The sequence below is a fragment of the Spirosoma flavum genome, assembly GCF_042686045.1.
Lineage (GTDB): Bacteria > Bacteroidota > Bacteroidia > Cytophagales > Spirosomataceae > Spirosoma > Spirosoma flavum.
Window position 1 is genome coordinate 87,287 of record NZ_JBHUOM010000007.1, and the last position, 19,102, is coordinate 106,388.

Consider the following 19,102-nt stretch of genomic DNA (forward strand, 5'->3'; position numbering starts at 1 on the left):
TTACATTTGTATCGTCAAGCGGCACAGAAATGATTTAACCTGATGTTGCACCAAGCAATCAATAGTCCCTTTCTCATCTTTCTTGAGCATTCATCATGAAAAAACTACTTGTATGCCAAACCGCTACGATCCTGTGTGGACTGCTGGCCATTGCTATCTATTTCAGACCGGATATACTACTTATCGGGAGCGGGCGTAATCACAAATTGATTGGAGAAGCGTTCGGGCTGCTCGTTGCCATATTCGGAACCCAATGGGTGGAGTACCAGAAACGACTTAATAAGAAATCAGTACAGGAGCATACGCCCAACCCGGATACGTCGTCTGCTATAGGTGCATAAAAAAACGCTTCTATAGCTGTTCATCCATGAGACTTTTCTATAGCTTCATAATCTGGGTCACCTTGCTTACACCCGGTGCGCTGACCAGTCAACGGAAGGTTATGTTCGCGACTTCGGACGTCTCCATAAGAACGAGCGTACCCATAGCGGATTCTCTACAGGCGGGCCAGGTAGTCCTTGCTTTTCTGAGCTGGTATAAAACCCATATGCAGGCCATCAACCGCAGGCCGTTGATTAATCAGCCGGTCGGGAAACCCTACTCGGTTAATCTGAAAAATGGGGAGTACTACTTAGCGTATCTCAAAAGCAGCCACCTCCTCTCGGATACGTATCTCAACCAATGGCGAATATATTTTAAGGAACATAACAAAAGCTTCCGACTGAACCCGCAGGATGAGGGGCCGCCCGATGGGTTTGAGTTTGATCTGGTGCTCCAAAGTCAGGATGTTGAGAAGCAGTTAGCCTCGCTGAAATCAATGAAGATCAATAAAGTGACAATTGTCAGGAATCAGGCTACGGTGGCGCTGACACTTTTAGGCGCGTATGAATTCCGATTAGTGCGGCAAAGCAACCATTTGGTTATTAACGAAATCCTGAACATTGGCCAGGAGTGATTCGCTACAATCTAGCCTTACCAACTCACTCTGGCATTGGCAAACCGGCTTACTTCTGGCAGGCTTTGTTTCTGAAAGATGCGCCTTAACCAGCCGTATTGGGTGGTAGTTTCAGTATGTATTTAATTACTGACGACGGACAGGCAACGGTAAAACTGCTTGACGAACAGGATAATAATAACGGTAACTACCAATGGCTCGATAGTGAGCATGGCCAGCCAGGAGCCCAACATCAGGTTCACCTCGTTGATGATTCTAAATCATCGCGGTTTTTGTCGGGCGGTCGCTACCTGCTGATCAATACGCGGACCGTGCTGGATGTGCAAAAGCTGGTTGCCTTCCCTACTGGACGGGCCGGTGGAGGCTGGATCAGGCAACTGGTCAACCGGTGCAGTACCAACTGCGACCCGTATTGGCCAGCATCATTGCCCCTTTTATGACGTGTATCGGGCAACTCTATCCCGTATGTGACCTCAAAACGGAGGAGACGAGTAACCAGATTATTACGGACTTTACCGTGTACGATGCTAAACACACCCTGTATGTCAACAAAGCAGATAAAACTCTAACCCTATCCAGTACTGACACTGGGCTACTTAAAGCAGTTGGTGAACACTTCGATCAGGAACTGGCTAAAGGAAGGTTCCAAAACTGTTTTGACAAGTTTGATTCCGACTAATTTTTTCTCGCACATTCATCTGGCCTGAGATAAAGGCCAGTACACTCCCATGTTCCTCCTAAAAATTATTGCCACTATCAATTGGGCACTCATTAGTACTTACGCAGCAGGTGTGTTGTGGATTCTTCCCCAGCAGGGCAGTGGGACTGGTCATGAAATGTCGGGAGTTGGGTCACTTATCAAAGGAGTGGCTGTCTTTCTCCTCATTGTTTTGATCGGTTTGAATTGGCTGCCTTACGCGTGGACAAAAATCGTGGTTTTACTTATTGAGGTCTTACTACTACTTCTGCTCTACTACTTTTTCACCAATTAAAGATTCAAGTACGATTCCATTTCCATCATGAAACTTCTTCACATTTTACTCTCCATTTTGGGGCTGGGTATTCTCCTATCCTGTAAAAAGTCTGGTTACCAGACAAAAAATGGTTTGGTCTATTATAAAGACTACCTGATGCGTTCGGCAGATCACGATTCATTTCAGGAATTAAACGCCGTGTTTGCCAATGATAAAGCCGTAGGTTATTATCGGGGAATCACGCTTACCGGATCAAATGGCATGGGTTTTACGGCGCTCGACGAACACTACGCGAAAGATAACGCCACCGTTTTTTACTGTGATAATTACATCGACTTCAAGCTATTTGAGACAAGCCGAAAGGATAAAATCAGCCGGGTTTATGGGGCCGATGCCAGCTCGTTCCAAGTCATTGACTACGACTATGCTAAAGACAAGTTTCGCGCTTATTACAAAGAGACAGGTTTTGCGGTAAACGATGTGGCTACGTTCAAGCCGCTTGACTACATGTTTGGCAAGGATAAGAACGTTGGCTATTTCTATCTCAAGCCAATTCCTGGTAGTGACGGTAACTCGTTTGACGTAGTAAGTAGAAATTTTTCAAGAGATGACAAAGCCGTTTATTACTCCTGGAACAATCTGGACAGCACCGAACCGCCCGGTGTCCGCGTGATTAAGGAAGCCAAGCCTGGCTCCTTCACCGTTGTTGGTTTGTATTACGCAACTGACACCATTCATGCTTTCTATAAAGACAATGTATTGACAGCGGCCAATTCATCATCTTTTAAACAATGGGATGAAGTATACACGGATTATGCCCACGACAGTACCCACGTTTATTTTCAAAACCTACTGATTACAGCCGCAGACAAACCTACTTTCTCGATCTTGTCCGACCAGTATGCACGGGATAATAAAACCGTGTTCTACAAAGCGAATCCAATAAAGGATGCTGATTTAGCCTCGTTCCATATGCTGGAATATGGCTATGCAAAAGATGCCAAACGGGTCTATTACGAAGGCAAAGTACTGCGCGGAGCAGACCCGGTTTCGTTTGCTATGGTTAGCAACGAAGCGGATCGGGATGCTGCCGATAAAGCGCATTTCTACGCCGAGGGCCAACGTGTTAAACTAGAGGAATAACAACCATAACCAGCGTAATTCCCAAACGGGTAAAGTGGATCTGCTCACCAATTAATTCACAAAACAACACCATGCGAAAGAATCCATTATTCATCGCTCTACTTGCGCTGCTGTCGCTGCCGGGTCAAATTTATGGACAGATGGGGAAGACTGTCATTAACTTTATGGAAATTCAAGGACCGATTTCTGTTCAAAAAAATGCCTATCAGTTAGCCTGGTCAGCGCATCCCGATGCGTCGCTTTACAAACAGGAGTACTTGGCCGTTGGCGACAACTTCCCCAACTATAAGTCAATGGTCACCGTCGATTTTGCGGTGACAGGATCAACGGTAGATCAGGCCGTAGAGACCAAAGTTCGCGAATTGGAGAACCTGAAAAGAACGAATCCAATCGTTAACTACGAAGTGATTAGTAATCCGGCTACAGGCGAGAAAATTATCGACTGTCTAATCGGAACGAATGCTACTGATGTGCAGACCAATTTGATTGAACGGGATATTTTTCGATTTAAACAGGTCAAGGCTAAATCCGGGCAACGTGGCATTCTTTTGTTCGCGGTTAGCGTCAGGAAATACGGCAACGAGGTTACGCCTTTCCTACTAAAGTTAAAATCTGATAAGGCGATGTTAGTTAATGAAGTGGCCAAGCTGTCAATGCCAGAAATAAACGTTATGCACTAAGACAGAACCATATTTCCGACGATAAGGGATTAGGTAATGAAACTAAAGTAGCCTATCTTATTGATAACGAATGCTAATTGAACTGCTTCAACTTTTAGAGTCATAAACAGCCTGATTTTCAGAAAGAAGTATCAGGGACGGCTATTTTCACCATGGCCATTGCGCGTGGGGTGAAATACAGCTGGCTGAAGGCCAAAACCTGTAAATCAATTGCGCAAAAAGGCTGGGATGCTCTCAAAACTGAAATAGAACCCGACGGGAACCGTCCACCGAATTTGCATGGGCACGATGTGTTCGGAAGACGTTACGTATTATAGTAATCGTCCGTTCTACGACAACGATACACATGGCTTATTCGCCGTTATATTTGCTGGTCTGTCTATGCATCAGATGCTACAAAATACGTCTAAACTATAACTTTTGTCTACCCTGATTAACCAATCACCCTGATTTGAACCCCTAATCAGTTATGGGTAGATCTTCTGAATCGGTGCGACTGCTCCGGCAGCCCGATCGTTTGCCTGAAATCACTTCGGTGAGGGATAGACAGCAAGGCGTAACACCTTCACAACTTGATTAGCGTGAGGACGGTCTCCCGCAGCAACGGCCTCACCAGGCACTTAGCTTTATGACCGTCCAGCGGCCCGGCCCAATTGAGTTCAAACAATCGGGATAAACTCTAGCCAAAGCCCGATCACTTGGTACAATACCTGCTTCTTCAGTCCACAAAGTAGCCCCGACTCGTATAAGCCAGTCCTATATTAATTGCAGGTTTTAGATGGTGGAAGAGAAAAAAAGGGTGCCCAGTTCTGTGTACTCTTTTTTTAGTCAGCGTTTCAGATGTAACCCCGTTTTCACCGCCAGGCGTTTTAGCGGGCGTTAATGCGGGGAATAACTTCCTGACCGATCAATTTAATCGAGGCCATTAGCTGAGTATGCGTTAAGCCCGCGTTGTCCATTTGAAAGGTAAACCGGTCAACGCCACCAAGGGCCTCACTGTGCCGAAGCAGTTTTTCAGCTACCTGCTCTGGGCCGCCCACCACCAGGACACCCATCGGTGAGACCAGTGAATCGAATTGAGCCCTGGTAACGGGTGGCCAGCCACGTTCACGGCCCAGTTTCGTCCATAACTCCGCGTAGCCAGGGTAATAGTCGGCAATGGCCTGTTCCATGGAGTGGGAGACGTACCCCGGTGAGTGTATCCCTACGCTCAACTGATCAGGCGTAAACCCGGCTTTTCGACCAGCCTCCCGGTATAAATCAACCAGGGGCCGAAAGCGGGCAGTGTGGCCGCCAATAATGGCCACCATCAGCGGCAGGCCCAACTGCCCCGCCCGGCTAAACGATTCGGGTGTGCCCCCCACACCGAGCCAAACCGGTAGTTTAGGTTGTACGGCTCGGGGATACACCGGCAGATTCTGGATGGCAGGACGGAACCGGCCCGACCAGCTAACAAACTCATTGTCCCGGATTTTTAGTAACAAGTTCAGTTTCTCCTCAAACAGCGCATCGTAGTCGTTCAGACTAAATCCGAACAGCGGATAGGCCTCTACCGACGAGCCTCGTCCAACGACGAGTTCTGCCCGCCCTTTAGAAATCAGGTCCAGGGTGGCGAAATTCTGATATACCCGCACTGGATCGGCGGTGCTCAGTACGCTGACAGCACTGGTCAGCCGAATGCGTGTTGTCCGACTGGCGGCTGCGGCCAGAATCACCGCCGTTGCTGAATCCAAAAATTCCTTTTTATGATGCTCGCCAATACCGAAGACGTGCAGGCCCACCTGATCAGCCAAACTAATTCGGTCGAGCAGTTGCTCCATGGCGTCCACGCTGCTCAAGGAATGGCTTCCATAGAGGGCCGAAGCAAAACTGTCAATACCTATTTCCATTGTCGTTTATTGATTTTATGCACTAGGCCAGGTCTGCTCCGCAAGCCTGGCAGCTGAACGACGGCTAAGTGCCGTGCGTGACGAATTTTAGATTTACCCAAGATTAGTTACAACTATCGATTATGCCTAATCACCTTTAGGCAGCACGACTCAACACCTTTAGAATCGCAGGATTATCATCAATTAATATAGTGAGCAAATCGACTGGCATCGCTGATTAGGTTAAGCTAACAAGGTAGCTCTTAATCTAAACATGTACAATTAAAGTAGCTACATTAATGGCCGTATGCTACAGAATAGTATATAGAGTTATTTAAACGAAGGGTAGTTCTTCCGAATCGTACGGCACAGGTCGCCTTGACGATTCGCCACGGCTCGCATAATCGATCTATGAGAACATAGGTTTTTAAATAGAAAATCCGTGAAGTTCTGGGATTTGGCGAACAACATAACTGACAGAAATACGTGAAATGGGAGTCGCACCGCTTCGGCAAATGCACCCTATATTGGCCGCTCTCCCATATAGATTCTTGTCTGCAAACAGGTATTTTTCCCGGAATCCCTCTGCGTAGAGCTAGCCAATATTAATTATGAGCGAACCGATCGTTAGAGATTTTTTTTGGGTTGAGCTGATTTTTTCCAAGGCGATAATGTAAGACTGATGGACCCGGCAGAATTTACCGGTACTCAATTGGGACTCTATTTTTTTTTAGGTTCTGCCGGGTTAAAATCGGTTTGGCGGTATTGACCAGAAAATTTTTCACATAATCCTTTAACCCTTCGATGTACACAATCTCCTTCTCCATGATTTTCAACCGCTGGTATTCCGAATAGACAAAAAAAACGTATCGTCAGACTGGCTATTTTTTCGTAATCGATGGTAGTTCAAGGCTCTCTCGGCGGCCTTTTGGAGTCGTGTAAAAGCGATGGGTTTCAGTAAATAGTCGATGACATTTAACTCAAAACCCTCAATGGCAGACTGTTCATAGGCCGTCGTAAAAATAACCAGGGGCGGATTTTCCAACCCGCGCAGAAACTGCGTACTGGATAGCGTAGGCATCCGGATATCCAAAAAGAGCAAATCGGCGGAATGAGTCGTTAAATAGTCCTGCACATCCAGTGCAGATAAATACGTGTTCACAACCTCCAGATAGGCAATGCGTGACAAGTCGTCGGCCAGAAGGTCAAGCGCCAGGGGTTCATCGTCGATGGCCAGGCAACGGAGTTTTATCGCTTTCATTGGCTAGGGCTATACCTGTATTTTTAAGGTGACGATAAACTCTCCCGTTACTTCAACCGTCGTTAACCCGTGCTGGTCTGGATAATATAAGGCCAGTTGCTGGCGAACATTGGCAAGGCCAATCCCTGACTCTTCATCTGAATCCCTGCTCTCCCTAAAGATATAATTCCGGCTCTCGAAATAGAGGTTGTTGGGTGAACTATGGAGTGTAAACTGGATCAGAGAAGCCAAGTGCGCATGCAGGCCATATTTGAACGTATTTTCCACCAACGGGATCAGTAATAAATAGCGGCTCAACAACCACCCGATCGACAGCGCCCAGTACCGTCAATCGAACGCTGCTGGGATTCGGCAAGCGAAGCTGTTGTGACGCAATATAATCATTCAGATGTTCGATCTTTTTGGAGCGGTACTTTCCCCGTTTTCGGCTGATATAACATATACCGCAAAATATTATACGACCCCGTTACAGGAGCGGTATGGGTGGGAGAATGCCCCCTGTATGTCAGTGATGATTGGAAAGCCGGCTGTTGGCCTTTTCGCTGCTGGGAGCCGGTGATTTTATAGTTATGAGAGCCCCTGAAGAACAGATTATCAAAGCGGCTAAGAAGTTATGTAAGCGTTCTGCAAAAAGCTGAGGAACGGGTTAGTCAGGGACCGTATGCTTATGACTGGCCGGTTCAGTCGCTGGTCCCGGCACGGTCTCGCTCCGGCGTACCGGCCGGAGCGGGGAAACCGCGCTTAGCGGTGCAGTACCGGGACCATTGGACAGATAGTAAAATCAGCAAAATAGACCCTCACATTGTACATTGCCCTACCTAACTTTTTCATACGGGTAGCATCGCAACGGCAACCCCTCGAAGCTTGGGTTTCCGCTTTCGCTGGTATCTTTGGTGGGGTCCGGGCCTCCGTTGCGGTCAGGTGGTTCAACGACGCGTAAGGAGGGACCGTATTGTAGGCATTAATGGCTTTCCCAATCGCTTCAGCGGCTGATCAAAGGGACAAAGTCTGTCACGTAAGTTACCGCATCTTTAGCGAAGATACTCTTTACTACTTTAGGGTTTTTATCGAATCCAAGCCGGAAGTCAATCAGCCAATCAATTACGCTAACTAAGCAATTACGTATGAAACTTAATCAAACCGCATCCCTTCTCATTTTCCTCCTGTGGGCATCAAACACCCAAGCCCAACCGGCTGCTCGGGCCCGTGACTTAGGTATTCCTTTCATCGGAGAGCCGGGGAAATTTAATGCTATCACCGACGTAAAAGGTGTCCAGGTGGGGTACAGTACTATCATTGCCGGGCAGGGGAAAAATATACGCGGCAAAGGACCCGTCCGGACCGGCGTCACCGCCATTCTGCCCAGGGGGAGAACCAATAATCCGGTGTTTGCCAACTGGTACACGCTGAACGGAAATGGCGAAATGACCGGCACGACCTGGGTCACCGAATCCGGTTTTCTGGAGGGCCCCATCATGATTACCAACACGAATAGTGTGGGCGTGGTCCGCGATGCGGTATTGAAATGGTACGTAAAAACAGGCTGGCATAAAGAAGATTTCTGGTACACCTATCCCGTCGTGGCTGAAACGTACGACGGTTTTTTAAATGACATCTACGGGTTTCACGTCAAGGAAAGTCACGCTTTTGACGCCCTCGACGGAGCCGCGAGCGGTTTAATCAAAGAGGGTAATGTTGGGGGAGGCACCGGTATGATGTGTCTGGGCTTCAAAGGCGGCACCGGCACTGCTTCCCGGATCGTCAAGGTGGGTGATTCGACCTACACGGTCGGGGTGTTGGTTCAGTCAAACTTTGGCGCCAAAAAGAATCTGACCATAGCGGGGGTACCCGTGGGTGTAGCCTTGAAAGACACCCTGAATAACGACTTTAAAGCACCGCCTTCCTACCAGCCGGGCGATGGCTCGATTATTGTCGTCGTCGCCACGGATGCACCTTTGTTACCCCATCAATTAAAGCGCATCGCGGCTAGGGTTCCTTTAGGAATCGGTATGGTGGGTGGCCGGGGAGAAAACGGCTCCGGTGATATTTTTCTGGCGTTTTCCACGGCAAATCCGGGCGCCTTTCAACGAAATCGGTTAACCTCGCTTGTGACGTTAGCCAACGATCGGATTAACCCTCTATTCGAGGCCACCGTTCAGGCGGTTGAAGAAGCTATTTTGAATGCGATGGTAGCGGCCCAGACCATGGAAGGCATCAATGGCAATAAGGCGTATGGGCTTCCTCACGAAGCGGTTCGCAAACTCCTGAAGCAGTATAACCGACTGGCTACGAAACCTTAGCCGGTCCTCCTTTTATAGACTCTTGAATACGGCTGTCATAGCTGTACCTAGTGGTTCCGATAATCAGCGATAAAAAACACAATTCAATAAGGGGACTAAAGAAGAAAGAGCCTCACTTAAGACGGCATGATGAGGAATTTTCATAAAGAAGCTGCTAATAAGCTTTAGTAGATTTTATCGATTGCTAAATAAGTAGCGAATTTGGTAATGTTATCCGTAGCATACGACTGCTTTACGACAATGTTAACTAGTATGAAAAGATATCCCGTCTTACAGCAACCAAGTATCCTCAGAACTTGGCAATCATTTGGTTACCTGAAGGCGCTCAAGAGCTGGTCATCAGGATGCTGCCGGGACCTGGAGAATTGTATCAAACGAAGGTGATACCACTGCTTGCCGGTAAAAGGTAAGCAACTTCTCCAGATTGGTCTGATGATTGAACCGCTGATTGGCAAACTTTGATTGGGCTTCTGTCAACTGGGCACGACGTAACGGGTTGAAACAGCGAATTACTTCATCGGTCAGGCGGCTAAGCTCAGCATCCGGTAGCAGGCCTGACCCAACGGGCAGCATTTCGGGAATCCCGCCCACAGCCAGGGCCAGTACTGGCGTTTGCACGGCAAATGCTTCCAAAATGGCGAATGGACAATTATCGTTAAGTGCGGTGTGAACATACAGGTCTGACTGGGCTACTAACTGCCAGGGGGTTGCCTGCTGCCCATAAAAGTGTACCTGTTTGGTTAGACCGAGCGTGCTAGCTAATTGCTCATACACTGACCGCAGCGGGCCATCACCGATGAGCCAGATTATAAAATCAACATGCCCCCGCTGGCAGAGTTCGTGCCCAAGCTGAAGAAGTAATTGTTGGTTTTTTCGTTCGTCGATGTACCCCACATTGCTAATGCGAAACAGGTCGGAGGGCCTTCGCGTCACCGGGGCCTTGGTGGCTTGTAGGCTAACCGTGTTGTAAAGAATATGCTTGCTAAAGCTAGTGGGCAGGAGGTGTTTGGATTTGGTGTAGGCATACTCAGAGCTAAATATATAATTCTTGATGGTTGAAAATAGATACCGATACCAGCTTGACAGGCGGGCGGTTGCCCAGGGCTTTAAGGAAAAGCTAAGAGCTAGTTCCGTTACTGGATCGTCATTAAAGTGGCAACTCAGGATGACGGGCACATGCTTGCCAAGAGCCAGCCAGGCTGCTACCCCCGAACGGGCATCCTGGGCATGGATCAGGTCCAGGTTGGTGTGGCGCAGTTTACGAACAGCCAGATACACGCCCGTGAAATAAGCAAACTCGTCGTAGGCTACCTGAGCAATGCCCCCTAGCGGCCGCATGATGCGTTTCAGTAGTCCCAGGCATTTGCGCCAGACAAGAGGTGTATGGGATGCATCAACGGTTTGAACACCAACACCCGCCTTAGCCAAATCCGTAGCTAGTTTTTGATAGTAGGTCACTACGCCTGAGGGGGAGGATGCGACTAAGTAGGTAGCGATTAAAACGTTCATGGTGGCATTTATTTAGCAAGAAACCGGACTCGTTGAGTACCAGGGCATTCTGGTTAATCCCTATAAACTCTTATTCTCTAAGGCTTTCGTTTAAAGGTGGGTAGCTTGGTGGAAAAGTACATTTTTCGTCACTTCACCCATACTGCTGATTTAAGCAACTTATTGATCTGTGCATTAGTCCGTAATGAAGGCTACCCCTTTTTTGTTGAAGAAAGCCTGCACTAATTTTGGGTCTTTCTCCAGGCACTTTACTTAATCGATAACTGCTACCATAAGGTCTTCCAGACTTGTAAAAACCGCACGGGCAGCCCGGTGGCCTATGGGCCGGTTGACGTTCCAGATGAATCCGGCCTGGACGGTTTTTCAAAAACGCTTTTACCATTTCACTGCGGTGGATGGCTGCTCCATTCGCACCGGCGACTGGGCCAGATAATTAGCCTATTCCGTTTCCGATAATGCTCACACAGTTGGTAAGAAACCGCACGATGTCCTCACTGGTAAACGACTGATCTTGCCCCGCTAAATAGATGCGGCCGTTAGGAGCAATAGCGACAATCAAGGCGGACCGGTTAAATGAACGCGTCCCTCCTGCTCAACTGGTACCGGGGTCTACCCACAAGGTGCACAAGTGTGAGCTAATAAGGGTAACAAATAACACGCCGACTCATCCACGTACAATATGATCCGAGTCTCATCCTTCGCTTTTTTTGAATTCAGTCGGACCTCCGATGCGGTAAACGCTCTTCTCGCCATTGAGCAACAATCTGAGGGTCTTGTTGGCTGGCTTTTCACTGTGGTTTCTGTCGGCTCCAACTTAATCTCGTCAAAATACGGCCTACTTGAGAAGGGTCATAACTGACGCCAAATAACTTTTTGATTACTGCTCCGGCAGCCAACGCCGTCTGAGAGCTTTGTAATCCGATAGTTTGTAGCTTGCCATTCCAACAAAAGCAACCTACATAACAAACTTACTTACGGGTCAATAAGGCGTCTAAATTTATCGATAAAACACAATCAAACGCTGTTCAAAAAATTGACCTCTAGAATCTGTAACAGGTCAAAACTTGCCAAGCCAAATACCGTTAAACCGTCGCTCGGCTTAAATGAAACAACCGACCAGTCTCTCAAAAGGCTAGGTTCCTAAAGTTGATTGGTCATTTTTTTCGGTTGAGTCGCTATCCACTGCCGTGGCTCAATCGATAGCCTACCATCAGGCTCTGGTACAACACAGTACTTAGTCAACTTGATCAGAATGCAGTTCATGCATTGTTTTCTGTCATGAACTATGGCCTAGTTGCGGACTCGAATCCGTTCATCGGAGGAGCCATCGTCTGATTTTCGTGCTTGAGTTGATTTGGTGCTACCGAACGATCGAAAATAGGTAAGCTTGGCGATAGATGCGCGCTGGGATTCGGGGTGAAAGGTAGACTGACTTTCCCCAGAAAACGATTCCTGAGTAAGCGTACCATACCGATTACTATATTGAATCGTTCGCAACAGGTCGGTCACCGCTAATTGAATAATCCCCTTATTCTTTTTTAGTACTTTTTTTAAGCCAAGGTTCAGCGTGCCGAAGCCATCGGTTTTTATCGTGCCGTCGTAGGAAGCCGCATTGTACCAGCCCGACAACTCTAGATCCATGTTTTTAGGGAGCTTAACGGATTGACTAAAATTGAGCGAATAACCGAAGTAGGAATTTTCGAGCGGCTGTTTACTGAAGTTTTCCTGATAGTGTCTCCAGCCGCCAACAAAGCCGTAATTCATACTCCACCCGTTGGTTACGTTAACGGGGACGGTAGCCTGAAAGGTAAGATTAGTCTGATAAAGGCCATTCTGGGGCGATATATACATAAAATCGCCCGTCGGACTTTCGGTCAGCTGATAGCGGTTAATGGGGTAATCATCGCGACTTAACAAAACGGATAAAGCATAACTACGATATGAATAGCCCAACTTTAGTGTATTGGTGAGGGTAGGTCTTAAAAGGGGGTTTCCCGATAAAACAGAAACAGGATCATTGTAGGTCACAAACGAAGCCAGTTCATTGTAAGATGGTCGGCTAATGCGTTTGGTATAGGCTAGTTGCAGTTCGGCATCATTCTCAACTTTTCGGGAAACCAACACACTCGGAAAAAGTTGGCTAAGTCGGCGATCGACTAAAGTGGCTTGAGTGGTTGACTCCACCATATGGGTACGAGAGTATTCGTATCGAGCCCCGACCGTCAAGGTTGTCCGGGGGGTAAATTGGGCCTGGATGGAGGCATAGGCAGCACTGATGTGCTCTTGCATTTTAATGGCATTTGAGGTAGTGGACCGGCTGATCCAAATCCCATTAACCAAACTCATCAGGTCTGAAAGGCTGGCATCGGAAGTATAAACCTCTTTGCCTCCCATCTCGAGCGTCACGTTCTTACTGAGCGGGCGGGTGTACTCTAGTTTAGCCACCCCAACCTGGATGGTGGTCTGGGCCGTCCCCCGTTGACGCGGAGCAAAAAGGACTGAACCCGTGCCGACTTCGGCCCCATCTTTGGTTGACAATACGTTTTGAGCTTCGGTAGGACTATCATTGGTGTAGTGAAGGTAGTCCAGAGTAGCCGTTAGCTTTCCTAGTTTCCCCACCTGTTTTTCCAGGTACGTAGAAGCGAGCAGGTTTTTCCAACGATTGGTTCCGTTTATGGTACTGCTGAAGAACAATACCGAATCCGGCTTAATAGTAAACTCCCGGTCATTAAGCGTCGTGGAAGCCGTTGATAAATTCGCGTAAAGAAGGCTGCCGCCAACCGTTGTTTTGGCGTTCAAGCGGGCATCAATGCCTATCCGAGCATTGTGATTCGTTTGCACCGGGTGGGCCTGATTCGAAAAGAGAATGCTCAACAGGCCACCCAGTAGCGGCATCGTTTGGATACTGTTCCCATCCAGAAAAGAATAACCACGGTCATGCGAAAAGGAATAAGAGCCATATAGGTTGACCATTTTCAGGTTGTGCGCCAGAGAAACGCTGCCCGCCCCTTTCTCCCCGACGCCATACCCCCCCGTGAGTGAATATGTGCCATTGGTGCCGGGTTTAGTTGATGTCTTCAGCACGATATTAATCACACCGGCGCTGCCCTCTGCATCATAACGAGCGCCAGGCGTGGCTAGCAATTCTATTTTTTCTACCTCATTGGCGCTCAGGCCATTTAATAAGGCAACGATCTGCTCCACTGACATGCGCATGAGCTTGCCATTGAGCAGGACGGTTATCCCGCTTTTCCCATTCAAAGTGATTGTGTTGTTTCGATAGTCAATAGCGACGCCAGGAGACCTTTCCAGCACCTGTAAGACCGAACTCCCTTTCGACAAAACACTACTCTCGACATTGACCACTGTCCCTTCGGAGGTCTGTTGGTAGAGGGGCTTCTGTGCCCGAATCACTACTTCTCCTAATTGTTGTGTGTCCTCTCGTAGAATCTGCTCGCCGAATTCTTTGCGGGGTTCCGCAGGCGTCAGTTCAAATGCGGGTGAACGCCAGCTTTGGTAACCGAGGCTACTCAGCCGTAAGATATAAGTGCCTGTATCCGGAATAGCCAGTTGATACCGTCCGGTCTCATCGGTTAACGTCGCTTTGACCAGTAACGAATCAACGCTTTGTACAACCAGTACATTGGCGAAGGGGATGGGTTGCCCGGCGGAGGTACGCAAATGGCCGGATAGTTGACTAAAGGCCGGCTGGTAACTAATGAACAGGAGCAGGTAAACAACGAAGCGCTTCATGATGACTTTGAGTGATTTCACCGGCGAAGAAATAAAGGCTGGCAACAGCAAGAAAAGCCAAATGACTACTTACAGGAACTACTTGACGAAGTGCTTAAAAATGTCCTGAAACAAAAAAATGAACCGATCAATAAAGGCCTGTAACCTCTCGTCCGTTCAGGATGTTCAGTGGTCAATTGGTTTGGGTCGTTCGTGGATTATGTGAATCGATATCGAGTCAATCCATGTACCTTCGAGATAAGGATGTCGTTATCCGAACGAACCACGTTGATCGAGCATGCGTACTGAGCCTTCGAATCAAGTCAAGCAACACTGGTTTTTTCATTACAAACTCTACCACTTGCCATTCTGGTTAATCTACCATTACCTGTGGTGGGTCGTGGCGATGGGGAATCCAGTGAAAGCCTTCAGCTCCTTACTGATTTTACCCTTTACGATTAAGTTCAGTTTCTACGTTATTTTTCAGGCGCTGGCGGTCTATTTCAATCTTTATTTTCTGATTCCTCAGTATCTGGAAAAAAATCGGTTTGTCCTCTACGGTACGTACTTGCTCTTAACCGTGATGGGTGCTACACTTTGCATTGTTAGCGGATATTATTTCAGCTCCTTTGTATCAGCCAGGCCGCTTGCCGAGCTCTTTGGAGGAGGCTCAGAAGCCGATTGCTTTTATCGCTTTTTGGGAAGTGCCTTACCCTCAACCGTAGCCAGCATGACCCTAGCCATGAGCATCAAGCTAACCCGAAACTGGGTTCAGGCCCAGCAACGGCAACAACTGCTTGAAAAAGAGCAATTGGCCACCGAATTGACATTTCTTAAAAATCAATTCAATCCGCATTTCCTGTTTAATACAATCAATTCCATCTTTTTCCTAATCCATAAAAACCCGGATATGGCGTCCGATTCGTTGGCAAAATTCTCTGAATTATTGCGGTATCAGCTCTATGAATGCAATGACCAGCCGATTCCGCTGGGTAAGGAGATTGCCTATTTGAAAAACTTTATTGAGCTCGAAAAGCTCCGCCAGAACAAGAATATGACGGTTGTTTTTGATAGTGAGCCACTCCATTCGGAGCATTTGGGGATAGCGCCGTTTATCCTGTTAACGTTCGTTGAAAATGCGTTTAAGCATGTATCCCGACACGGCGACCAGTCCAACTGGATTACCATCAACCTGACAGTAGATGGCCATCATCTAACCTTTTTTGTCGCTAATAGCAGCGCTCCCGAAACAGCCACCCCAGTAACTAATTACGGAGGCATTGGCCTGAAGAATGTGCAGCGACGGCTGGATTTACTGTACCCGGAACAATTTGAGTTGATTTCACAACATGATGTTGACCAGTTTGCCGTAAAGCTGGTGCTGCAACTCGCTACTCTCGTTTCAACACCAGCCCTTCAACTGGCTTGACCACCAATCTATGCGTATGATCAACTGTGTTATCGTCGACGATGAGCCACTAGCCCGGGAAGGCTTAGCCAGCTATGTAAGAGAGGTTGATTTTTTACACTTGATCGGCACTTGTGAGCATCCGCTCGAGCTGATTAACGTACTGGACCAGCAGCCAACGGATTTGATCTTCCTGGATATCCAGATGCCCAAAATGAGTGGGATCGACTTTCTGAAAATCGTGAAGAGTCCACCTATGGTAATTATTACGACGGCTTATCCCAGTTTTGCTCTGGAAGGCTTTCAACTGAACGTGCTGGACTATCTGTTAAAACCAATTACGTTTGAGCGGTTTTTCAAGTCGGCAACCAAAGCTAAGGAGTATCATCGGCTCGTTTCTCAATCGACTTCACCAGCCCACCAAAAAGTGGAATCATGGCCGGATTACGTCTTTATCAAATGTGGCAATAAGTACGAGAAACTCTATTTTGAGACGATCCTGTTTATTGAAGGAATGCAAAATTACGTAACCATTTTCACCGACAAAGGGAAGTACGTAACCTTACTGAATATGAAGGATTTAGAACAGAATTTAATGAGTTATTCCTTCATTCGGGTGCACAAATCCTACATGGTCTCAAGCCGCAAAATAGACGGTATTGACGGCAATGATATCCTAATTCAATCCCATCGTATTCCAATCAGCCGAAACTATCGTGATCAGGTAATGAATAACGTATTGACGGATAAAGTGTGGAAAAAGTGAGAATGATGAGTTCTGTTTCAACTAACTTTTGTAGCCGTAACTTTTCACGGGTATAGAAGACGCGAAAGAATCAGCGGTGTTCTTTAAAAAAGTCTCACTCTGGAAGGCTAGTTTACCCAATTGTTGCATTTCATCAAATTTGTGCAATCGTTGATCAATTCATCAGTCTTCATTTACTAATCCCGCCTTCCTTTGATAAAGCAATCAAAATCTAATCGACCTCTAAGTACCCTATTCGATTAGGAATTAATCGTACTATCTGCCTGATGAGGGCTGTTCACAATAAACACCTTACATGCTTACTGGTTGGTCAACCTGTTAATCACTCATGCGATGAAAGTATTAATTCAGCTAACAATCCTGGTCTTTTTTTCAACCCATGGCTATTCACAGGCTATGACTAACTCGACTGCCCTAAAGCAATCACTTGAAAAAGCGACAGCGGCTATTCGGAATGCTTTTGGGCAGGGAGACGCAGCCTTGATAGGCCAACTGCATAGTCCCCAGGTTATCAAGTATTTCGGTGGGAAAAATGTAATTGTCGGTAGAGCTGCCGTTGAAAAAGGAGCCAGAGATTGGTTTCAGCAGTCAAAAGTAGAATTTATCGAAAACACCGTCGAAAACACTACTTTCATCGGGGAGATTGCTATACAGACGGTCATTTTTTCCATTAAAACGACGCCGAGAACGGGCGGTAAATCTACTATTGGTCGCGGACGGGCGATGGTAATTTATATTCAGGATAAAAGCAGTCCGACCGGTTGGTTGACGTTGCGGGAAATTGCACAAGAAGCCCCTCCTAAAACAGATTAATCACTGAGTCAATACAGCAAAAAGATATTTAGATTAAACACACCTTTCATATTCAATATAAGCCATGCAATCAACAGCCAATTCCACCGCTCAACCCGTACCCGATACGGTTGACGCTGCGCCAACGATTCTCATTACCGGAGCTACCGGCAATGTTGGCAGTGAAGTCACCAAGCTATTAATCCAACAGGGTGTTCATTTCCGGGCCATGGTGCGCGATCCTAAAAAAGTGCCGGAACTGACTGCGCTGGCAGGGGTGGAGGTTGTGGCAGGTGATTTCAACGATCCGGATGCACTGGGTCAAGCCCTGCGGGGAATTAGGCGGGCTTTTCTGCTGACCCCTTCTTCCGAACAGGCCGAAGCGCAGCAGCTTCACTTTGTCGACCAGGCCAAGCAGGCGGGGGTGCAACATATTGTCAAACTCTCCCAGTTGGCGGCTAATCCAACCTCACCGGTCCGGTTTCTGCGCTACCATGCCGTAGTGGAGCAAGCTATTCGTGAATCAGGTATGGCGTTTACGTTTCTGCGTCCCAATCTGTTTATGCAGGGGCTGCTAACTTTTCGGGATTCAATTGCCCAGCAGGGTAAGTTTTTTGCCGCCATCGGCGATGCTAAAATCAGCCTGGTTGATGTGCGCGATATTGCTGCCGCAGCGACCACAGCCCTAACCGAGCCGGGTCACGTCGATAAGATTTACACGCTCACTGGCCCCGAAGCCATTACCCATGCGCAGGTCGCCGACGAACTGTCCACCGTCTTGGGTCATTCGGTCACCTTCGTCGATATACCGGCGACGATTATGCGCAGTGAATTAGCTAAAATTGGCTTTCCAGACTGGCAGGCCGACGGTCTGATTGAAGATTACGCGCATTACAGCCGTAACGAAGCCGCAGCCGTTGAACCGGGCGTTAACGAGGCTACGGGTCGGCCCCCACGTTCATTTACAACCTTCGCGCATGATTACGCGTCGGCATTTTCCTGAACCGGAACGCACCGTCTATCTGTTACGAATGGTTTGGCAAAATTTAACCGACAGGTATTTAAAAACTCTTTCAGCGAATTACTTGCTAGCCGATGCAATAAAAAGATGACACGGGGGCGGCCAGCTTTCGTACGATCAGATGGCAGAAACCAATGATAGTTTATACAGATAATCTCTCGAAAAGGGTCTATAATTACCCGCGCAAAGCCCGAATTAGATTATCAGAACGGGGTAGGCATGTCAATGACCCACAGTACTCGACATGATGTCGAACTCCTCAAGAAATGATTATACCGTTACTTACTCTTTTGGTGATTTACCTGGGTAGCCTGGAACTCACAGCCCATTGCTAGAAGAAAGCCCCTCTGGGTTAGATTTTATTGGTTGTACCCATAACTGGATCTTGCGCAACGGCTCCTAAAGATCATGAGAGGCAACATAAGCAAACTGCTGAAAGTTATCGTTTGATCGGATTAACCTGACTCTCCGTCAACAGTTCGGGCATCACCTCCCGAAGCAGCTTGCCAAGGATATCAGGCCCTCTCCCCTGAAACCGTACCCAGCGCAGTTGGCCATCTAGAGGTTAATGTTCGTTAGGCATCTGATCAAGTAGAGAACTTCCTTAAACCGGATTGGTTCTGATTTGACTAGATGTTCAGGACAGGGACACCTATTCTTTTAGTAGGGTACCTATCCCTGTTGAGCAGCAAA

21 protein-coding genes are annotated in these 19,102 nt (G+C 47.6%); 13 read left to right on the forward strand and 8 right to left on the reverse strand.

Translation table 11 applies throughout. From position 1 onward, the window contains the following. Positions 1-95 precede the first annotated feature (95 nt). The 8 genes from ACFS25_RS13805 (at position 96) to ACFS25_RS13840 (ending at position 4,069) form a co-directional block, all read left to right on the forward strand. The gene (locus tag ACFS25_RS13805) at positions 96-341 is read left to right on the forward strand and encodes a hypothetical protein (protein WP_381501690.1); all 246 of its coding nucleotides are present in this window, start codon (positions 96-98) and stop codon (positions 339-341) included. 26 nt (positions 342-367) lie between these two features. Continuing rightward, positions 368-955: a hypothetical protein gene (locus ACFS25_RS13810; RefSeq protein ID WP_381501693.1), complete on the forward strand. Its 588-nt coding sequence runs from the start codon at positions 368-370 to the stop codon at positions 953-955. 116 nt (positions 956-1,071) lie between these two features. Then, the gene (locus ACFS25_RS13815; RefSeq protein WP_381501696.1) at positions 1,072-1,395 is read left to right on the forward strand and encodes a hypothetical protein; all 324 of its coding nucleotides are present in this window, start codon (positions 1,072-1,074) and stop codon (positions 1,393-1,395) included. Next, complete coding sequence (locus ACFS25_RS13820; RefSeq protein ID WP_381501699.1) at positions 1,392-1,634, forward strand: hypothetical protein; 243 nt, start codon at positions 1,392-1,394, stop codon at positions 1,632-1,634. The genes ACFS25_RS13815 and ACFS25_RS13820 overlap by 4 nt, the downstream gene beginning before the upstream one ends. A 49-nt stretch (positions 1,635-1,683) precedes the next feature. Continuing rightward, positions 1,684-1,947, forward strand: a complete 264-nt coding sequence (locus ACFS25_RS13825; protein ID WP_381501704.1) for a hypothetical protein — start codon at positions 1,684-1,686, stop codon at positions 1,945-1,947. A 27-nt stretch (positions 1,948-1,974) separates the two neighbouring features. Continuing rightward, positions 1,975-3,072, forward strand: coding sequence for a DKNYY domain-containing protein (locus ACFS25_RS13830; RefSeq protein ID WP_381501707.1), 1,098 nt, complete (start codon positions 1,975-1,977; stop codon positions 3,070-3,072). Positions 3,073-3,143: 71 nt separating this feature from the next. After that, positions 3,144-3,752, forward strand: coding sequence for a hypothetical protein (locus tag ACFS25_RS13835; protein WP_381501710.1), 609 nt, complete (start codon positions 3,144-3,146; stop codon positions 3,750-3,752). A 152-nt stretch (positions 3,753-3,904) separates the two neighbouring features. After that, on the forward strand, positions 3,905-4,069 hold the full coding sequence (locus ACFS25_RS13840) for a hypothetical protein (RefSeq protein WP_381501713.1): 165 nt from the start codon (positions 3,905-3,907) through the stop codon (positions 4,067-4,069). A 552-nt stretch (positions 4,070-4,621) separates the two neighbouring features. Here ACFS25_RS13840 and ACFS25_RS13845 read toward each other — a convergent pair. From ACFS25_RS13845 to ACFS25_RS13865, 5 genes are all read right to left on the reverse strand, one after another. Continuing rightward, entirely contained in the window at positions 4,622-5,641 is a 1,020-nt protein-coding gene (locus ACFS25_RS13845) for an LLM class flavin-dependent oxidoreductase (RefSeq protein WP_381501717.1), read from the reverse strand. Between the two features lie 574 nt (positions 5,642-6,215). After that, the gene (locus ACFS25_RS13850; protein ID WP_381501720.1) at positions 6,216-6,332 is read right to left on the reverse strand and encodes a hypothetical protein; all 117 of its coding nucleotides are present in this window, start codon (positions 6,330-6,332) and stop codon (positions 6,216-6,218) included. Then, positions 6,319-6,447 (reverse strand): hypothetical protein, encoded by a 129-nt coding sequence (locus tag ACFS25_RS13855; RefSeq protein WP_381501916.1) that lies wholly within the window; start codon positions 6,445-6,447, stop codon positions 6,319-6,321. Before ACFS25_RS13855 ends, ACFS25_RS13850 begins: the two co-directional genes overlap by 14 nt. 5 nt (positions 6,448-6,452) lie before the next feature. Next, entirely contained in the window at positions 6,453-6,881 is a 429-nt protein-coding gene (locus ACFS25_RS13860) for a LytR/AlgR family response regulator transcription factor (RefSeq protein ID WP_381501723.1), read from the reverse strand. Positions 6,882-6,890: 9 nt separating this feature from the next. Further along, positions 6,891-7,148 (reverse strand): LytS family sensor histidine kinase, encoded by a 258-nt coding sequence (locus tag ACFS25_RS13865; RefSeq protein ID WP_381501726.1) that lies wholly within the window; start codon positions 7,146-7,148, stop codon positions 6,891-6,893. An 857-nt stretch (positions 7,149-8,005) separates the two neighbouring features. Here ACFS25_RS13865 and ACFS25_RS13870 point away from each other — a divergent pair. After that, a complete protein-coding gene (locus ACFS25_RS13870; protein ID WP_381501729.1) occupies positions 8,006-9,181 on the forward strand; it encodes a DmpA family aminopeptidase in 1,176 nt (391 codons plus the stop codon). A 339-nt stretch (positions 9,182-9,520) separates the two neighbouring features. Here ACFS25_RS13870 and ACFS25_RS13875 read toward each other — a convergent pair whose 3' ends face one another. From ACFS25_RS13875 to ACFS25_RS13885, 3 genes are all read right to left on the reverse strand, one after another. Beyond that, complete coding sequence (locus ACFS25_RS13875) at positions 9,521-10,690, reverse strand: glycosyltransferase family 4 protein (RefSeq protein ID WP_381501732.1); 1,170 nt, start codon at positions 10,688-10,690, stop codon at positions 9,521-9,523. Between the two features lie 788 nt (positions 10,691-11,478). Continuing rightward, positions 11,479-11,586, reverse strand: a complete 108-nt coding sequence (locus ACFS25_RS13880; protein WP_381501735.1) for a winged helix-turn-helix domain-containing protein — start codon at positions 11,584-11,586, stop codon at positions 11,479-11,481. Between the two features lie 394 nt (positions 11,587-11,980). After that, a complete protein-coding gene (locus ACFS25_RS13885; protein WP_381501738.1) occupies positions 11,981-14,443 on the reverse strand; it encodes an outer membrane beta-barrel protein in 2,463 nt (820 codons plus the stop codon). A gap of 277 nt (positions 14,444-14,720) precedes the next feature. On the opposite strand from ACFS25_RS13885, the gene ACFS25_RS13890 reads away from it, so the two are divergent. The 4 genes from ACFS25_RS13890 (at position 14,721) to ACFS25_RS13905 (ending at position 18,391) form a co-directional block, all read left to right on the forward strand. Next, complete coding sequence (locus tag ACFS25_RS13890) at positions 14,721-15,851, forward strand: sensor histidine kinase (protein WP_381501741.1); 1,131 nt, start codon at positions 14,721-14,723, stop codon at positions 15,849-15,851. Positions 15,852-15,867: 16 nt separating this feature from the next. Further along, the gene (locus tag ACFS25_RS13895; RefSeq protein ID WP_381501744.1) at positions 15,868-16,596 is read left to right on the forward strand and encodes a LytR/AlgR family response regulator transcription factor; all 729 of its coding nucleotides are present in this window, start codon (positions 15,868-15,870) and stop codon (positions 16,594-16,596) included. 333 nt (positions 16,597-16,929) lie between these two features. Beyond that, the gene (locus tag ACFS25_RS13900; RefSeq protein WP_381501747.1) at positions 16,930-17,409 is read left to right on the forward strand and encodes a YybH family protein; all 480 of its coding nucleotides are present in this window, start codon (positions 16,930-16,932) and stop codon (positions 17,407-17,409) included. 64 nt (positions 17,410-17,473) lie between these two features. Further along, positions 17,474-18,391, forward strand: a complete 918-nt coding sequence (locus tag ACFS25_RS13905; RefSeq protein WP_381501751.1) for an SDR family oxidoreductase — start codon at positions 17,474-17,476, stop codon at positions 18,389-18,391. Positions 18,392-19,102 lie beyond the last annotated feature (711 nt).

What these genes read in the sequence shown, in the direction of transcription:
- ACFS25_RS13820 (WP_381501699.1), top strand. Translation starts at nt 1,392, where the DNA reads ATGACGTGTATCGGGCAACTCTATCCCGTATGTGACCTCAAAACGGAG.
- ACFS25_RS13835 (WP_381501710.1), top strand. Translation starts at nt 3,144, where the DNA reads ATGCGAAAGAATCCATTATTCATCGCTCTACTTGCGCTGCTGTCGCTG.
- ACFS25_RS13830 (WP_381501707.1), top strand. Translation starts at nt 1,975, where the DNA reads ATGAAACTTCTTCACATTTTACTCTCCATTTTGGGGCTGGGTATTCTC.
- ACFS25_RS13870 (WP_381501729.1), top strand. Translation starts at nt 8,006, where the DNA reads ATGAAACTTAATCAAACCGCATCCCTTCTCATTTTCCTCCTGTGGGCA.
- ACFS25_RS13885 (WP_381501738.1), bottom strand. Translation starts at nt 14,443, where the DNA reads ATGAAGCGCTTCGTTGTTTACCTGCTCCTGTTCATTAGTTACCAGCCG.
- ACFS25_RS13805 (WP_381501690.1), top strand. Translation starts at nt 96, where the DNA reads ATGAAAAAACTACTTGTATGCCAAACCGCTACGATCCTGTGTGGACTG.
- ACFS25_RS13875 (WP_381501732.1), bottom strand. Translation starts at nt 10,690, where the DNA reads ATGAACGTTTTAATCGCTACCTACTTAGTCGCATCCTCCCCCTCAGGC.
- ACFS25_RS13840 (WP_381501713.1), top strand. Translation starts at nt 3,905, where the DNA reads ATGGCCATTGCGCGTGGGGTGAAATACAGCTGGCTGAAGGCCAAAACC.
- ACFS25_RS13895 (WP_381501744.1), top strand. Translation starts at nt 15,868, where the DNA reads ATGATCAACTGTGTTATCGTCGACGATGAGCCACTAGCCCGGGAAGGC.
- ACFS25_RS13825 (WP_381501704.1), top strand. Translation starts at nt 1,684, where the DNA reads ATGTTCCTCCTAAAAATTATTGCCACTATCAATTGGGCACTCATTAGT.
- ACFS25_RS13890 (WP_381501741.1), top strand. Translation starts at nt 14,721, where the DNA reads ATGCGTACTGAGCCTTCGAATCAAGTCAAGCAACACTGGTTTTTTCAT.
- ACFS25_RS13855 (WP_381501916.1), bottom strand. Translation starts at nt 6,447, where the DNA reads ATGGAGAAGGAGATTGTGTACATCGAAGGGTTAAAGGATTATGTGAAA.
- ACFS25_RS13815 (WP_381501696.1), top strand. Translation starts at nt 1,072, where the DNA reads ATGTATTTAATTACTGACGACGGACAGGCAACGGTAAAACTGCTTGAC.
- ACFS25_RS13900 (WP_381501747.1), top strand. Translation starts at nt 16,930, where the DNA reads ATGAAAGTATTAATTCAGCTAACAATCCTGGTCTTTTTTTCAACCCAT.
- ACFS25_RS13810 (WP_381501693.1), top strand. Translation starts at nt 368, where the DNA reads ATGAGACTTTTCTATAGCTTCATAATCTGGGTCACCTTGCTTACACCC.
- ACFS25_RS13860 (WP_381501723.1), bottom strand. Translation starts at nt 6,881, where the DNA reads ATGAAAGCGATAAAACTCCGTTGCCTGGCCATCGACGATGAACCCCTG.
- ACFS25_RS13905 (WP_381501751.1), top strand. Translation starts at nt 17,474, where the DNA reads ATGCAATCAACAGCCAATTCCACCGCTCAACCCGTACCCGATACGGTT.
- ACFS25_RS13845 (WP_381501717.1), bottom strand. Translation starts at nt 5,641, where the DNA reads ATGGAAATAGGTATTGACAGTTTTGCTTCGGCCCTCTATGGAAGCCAT.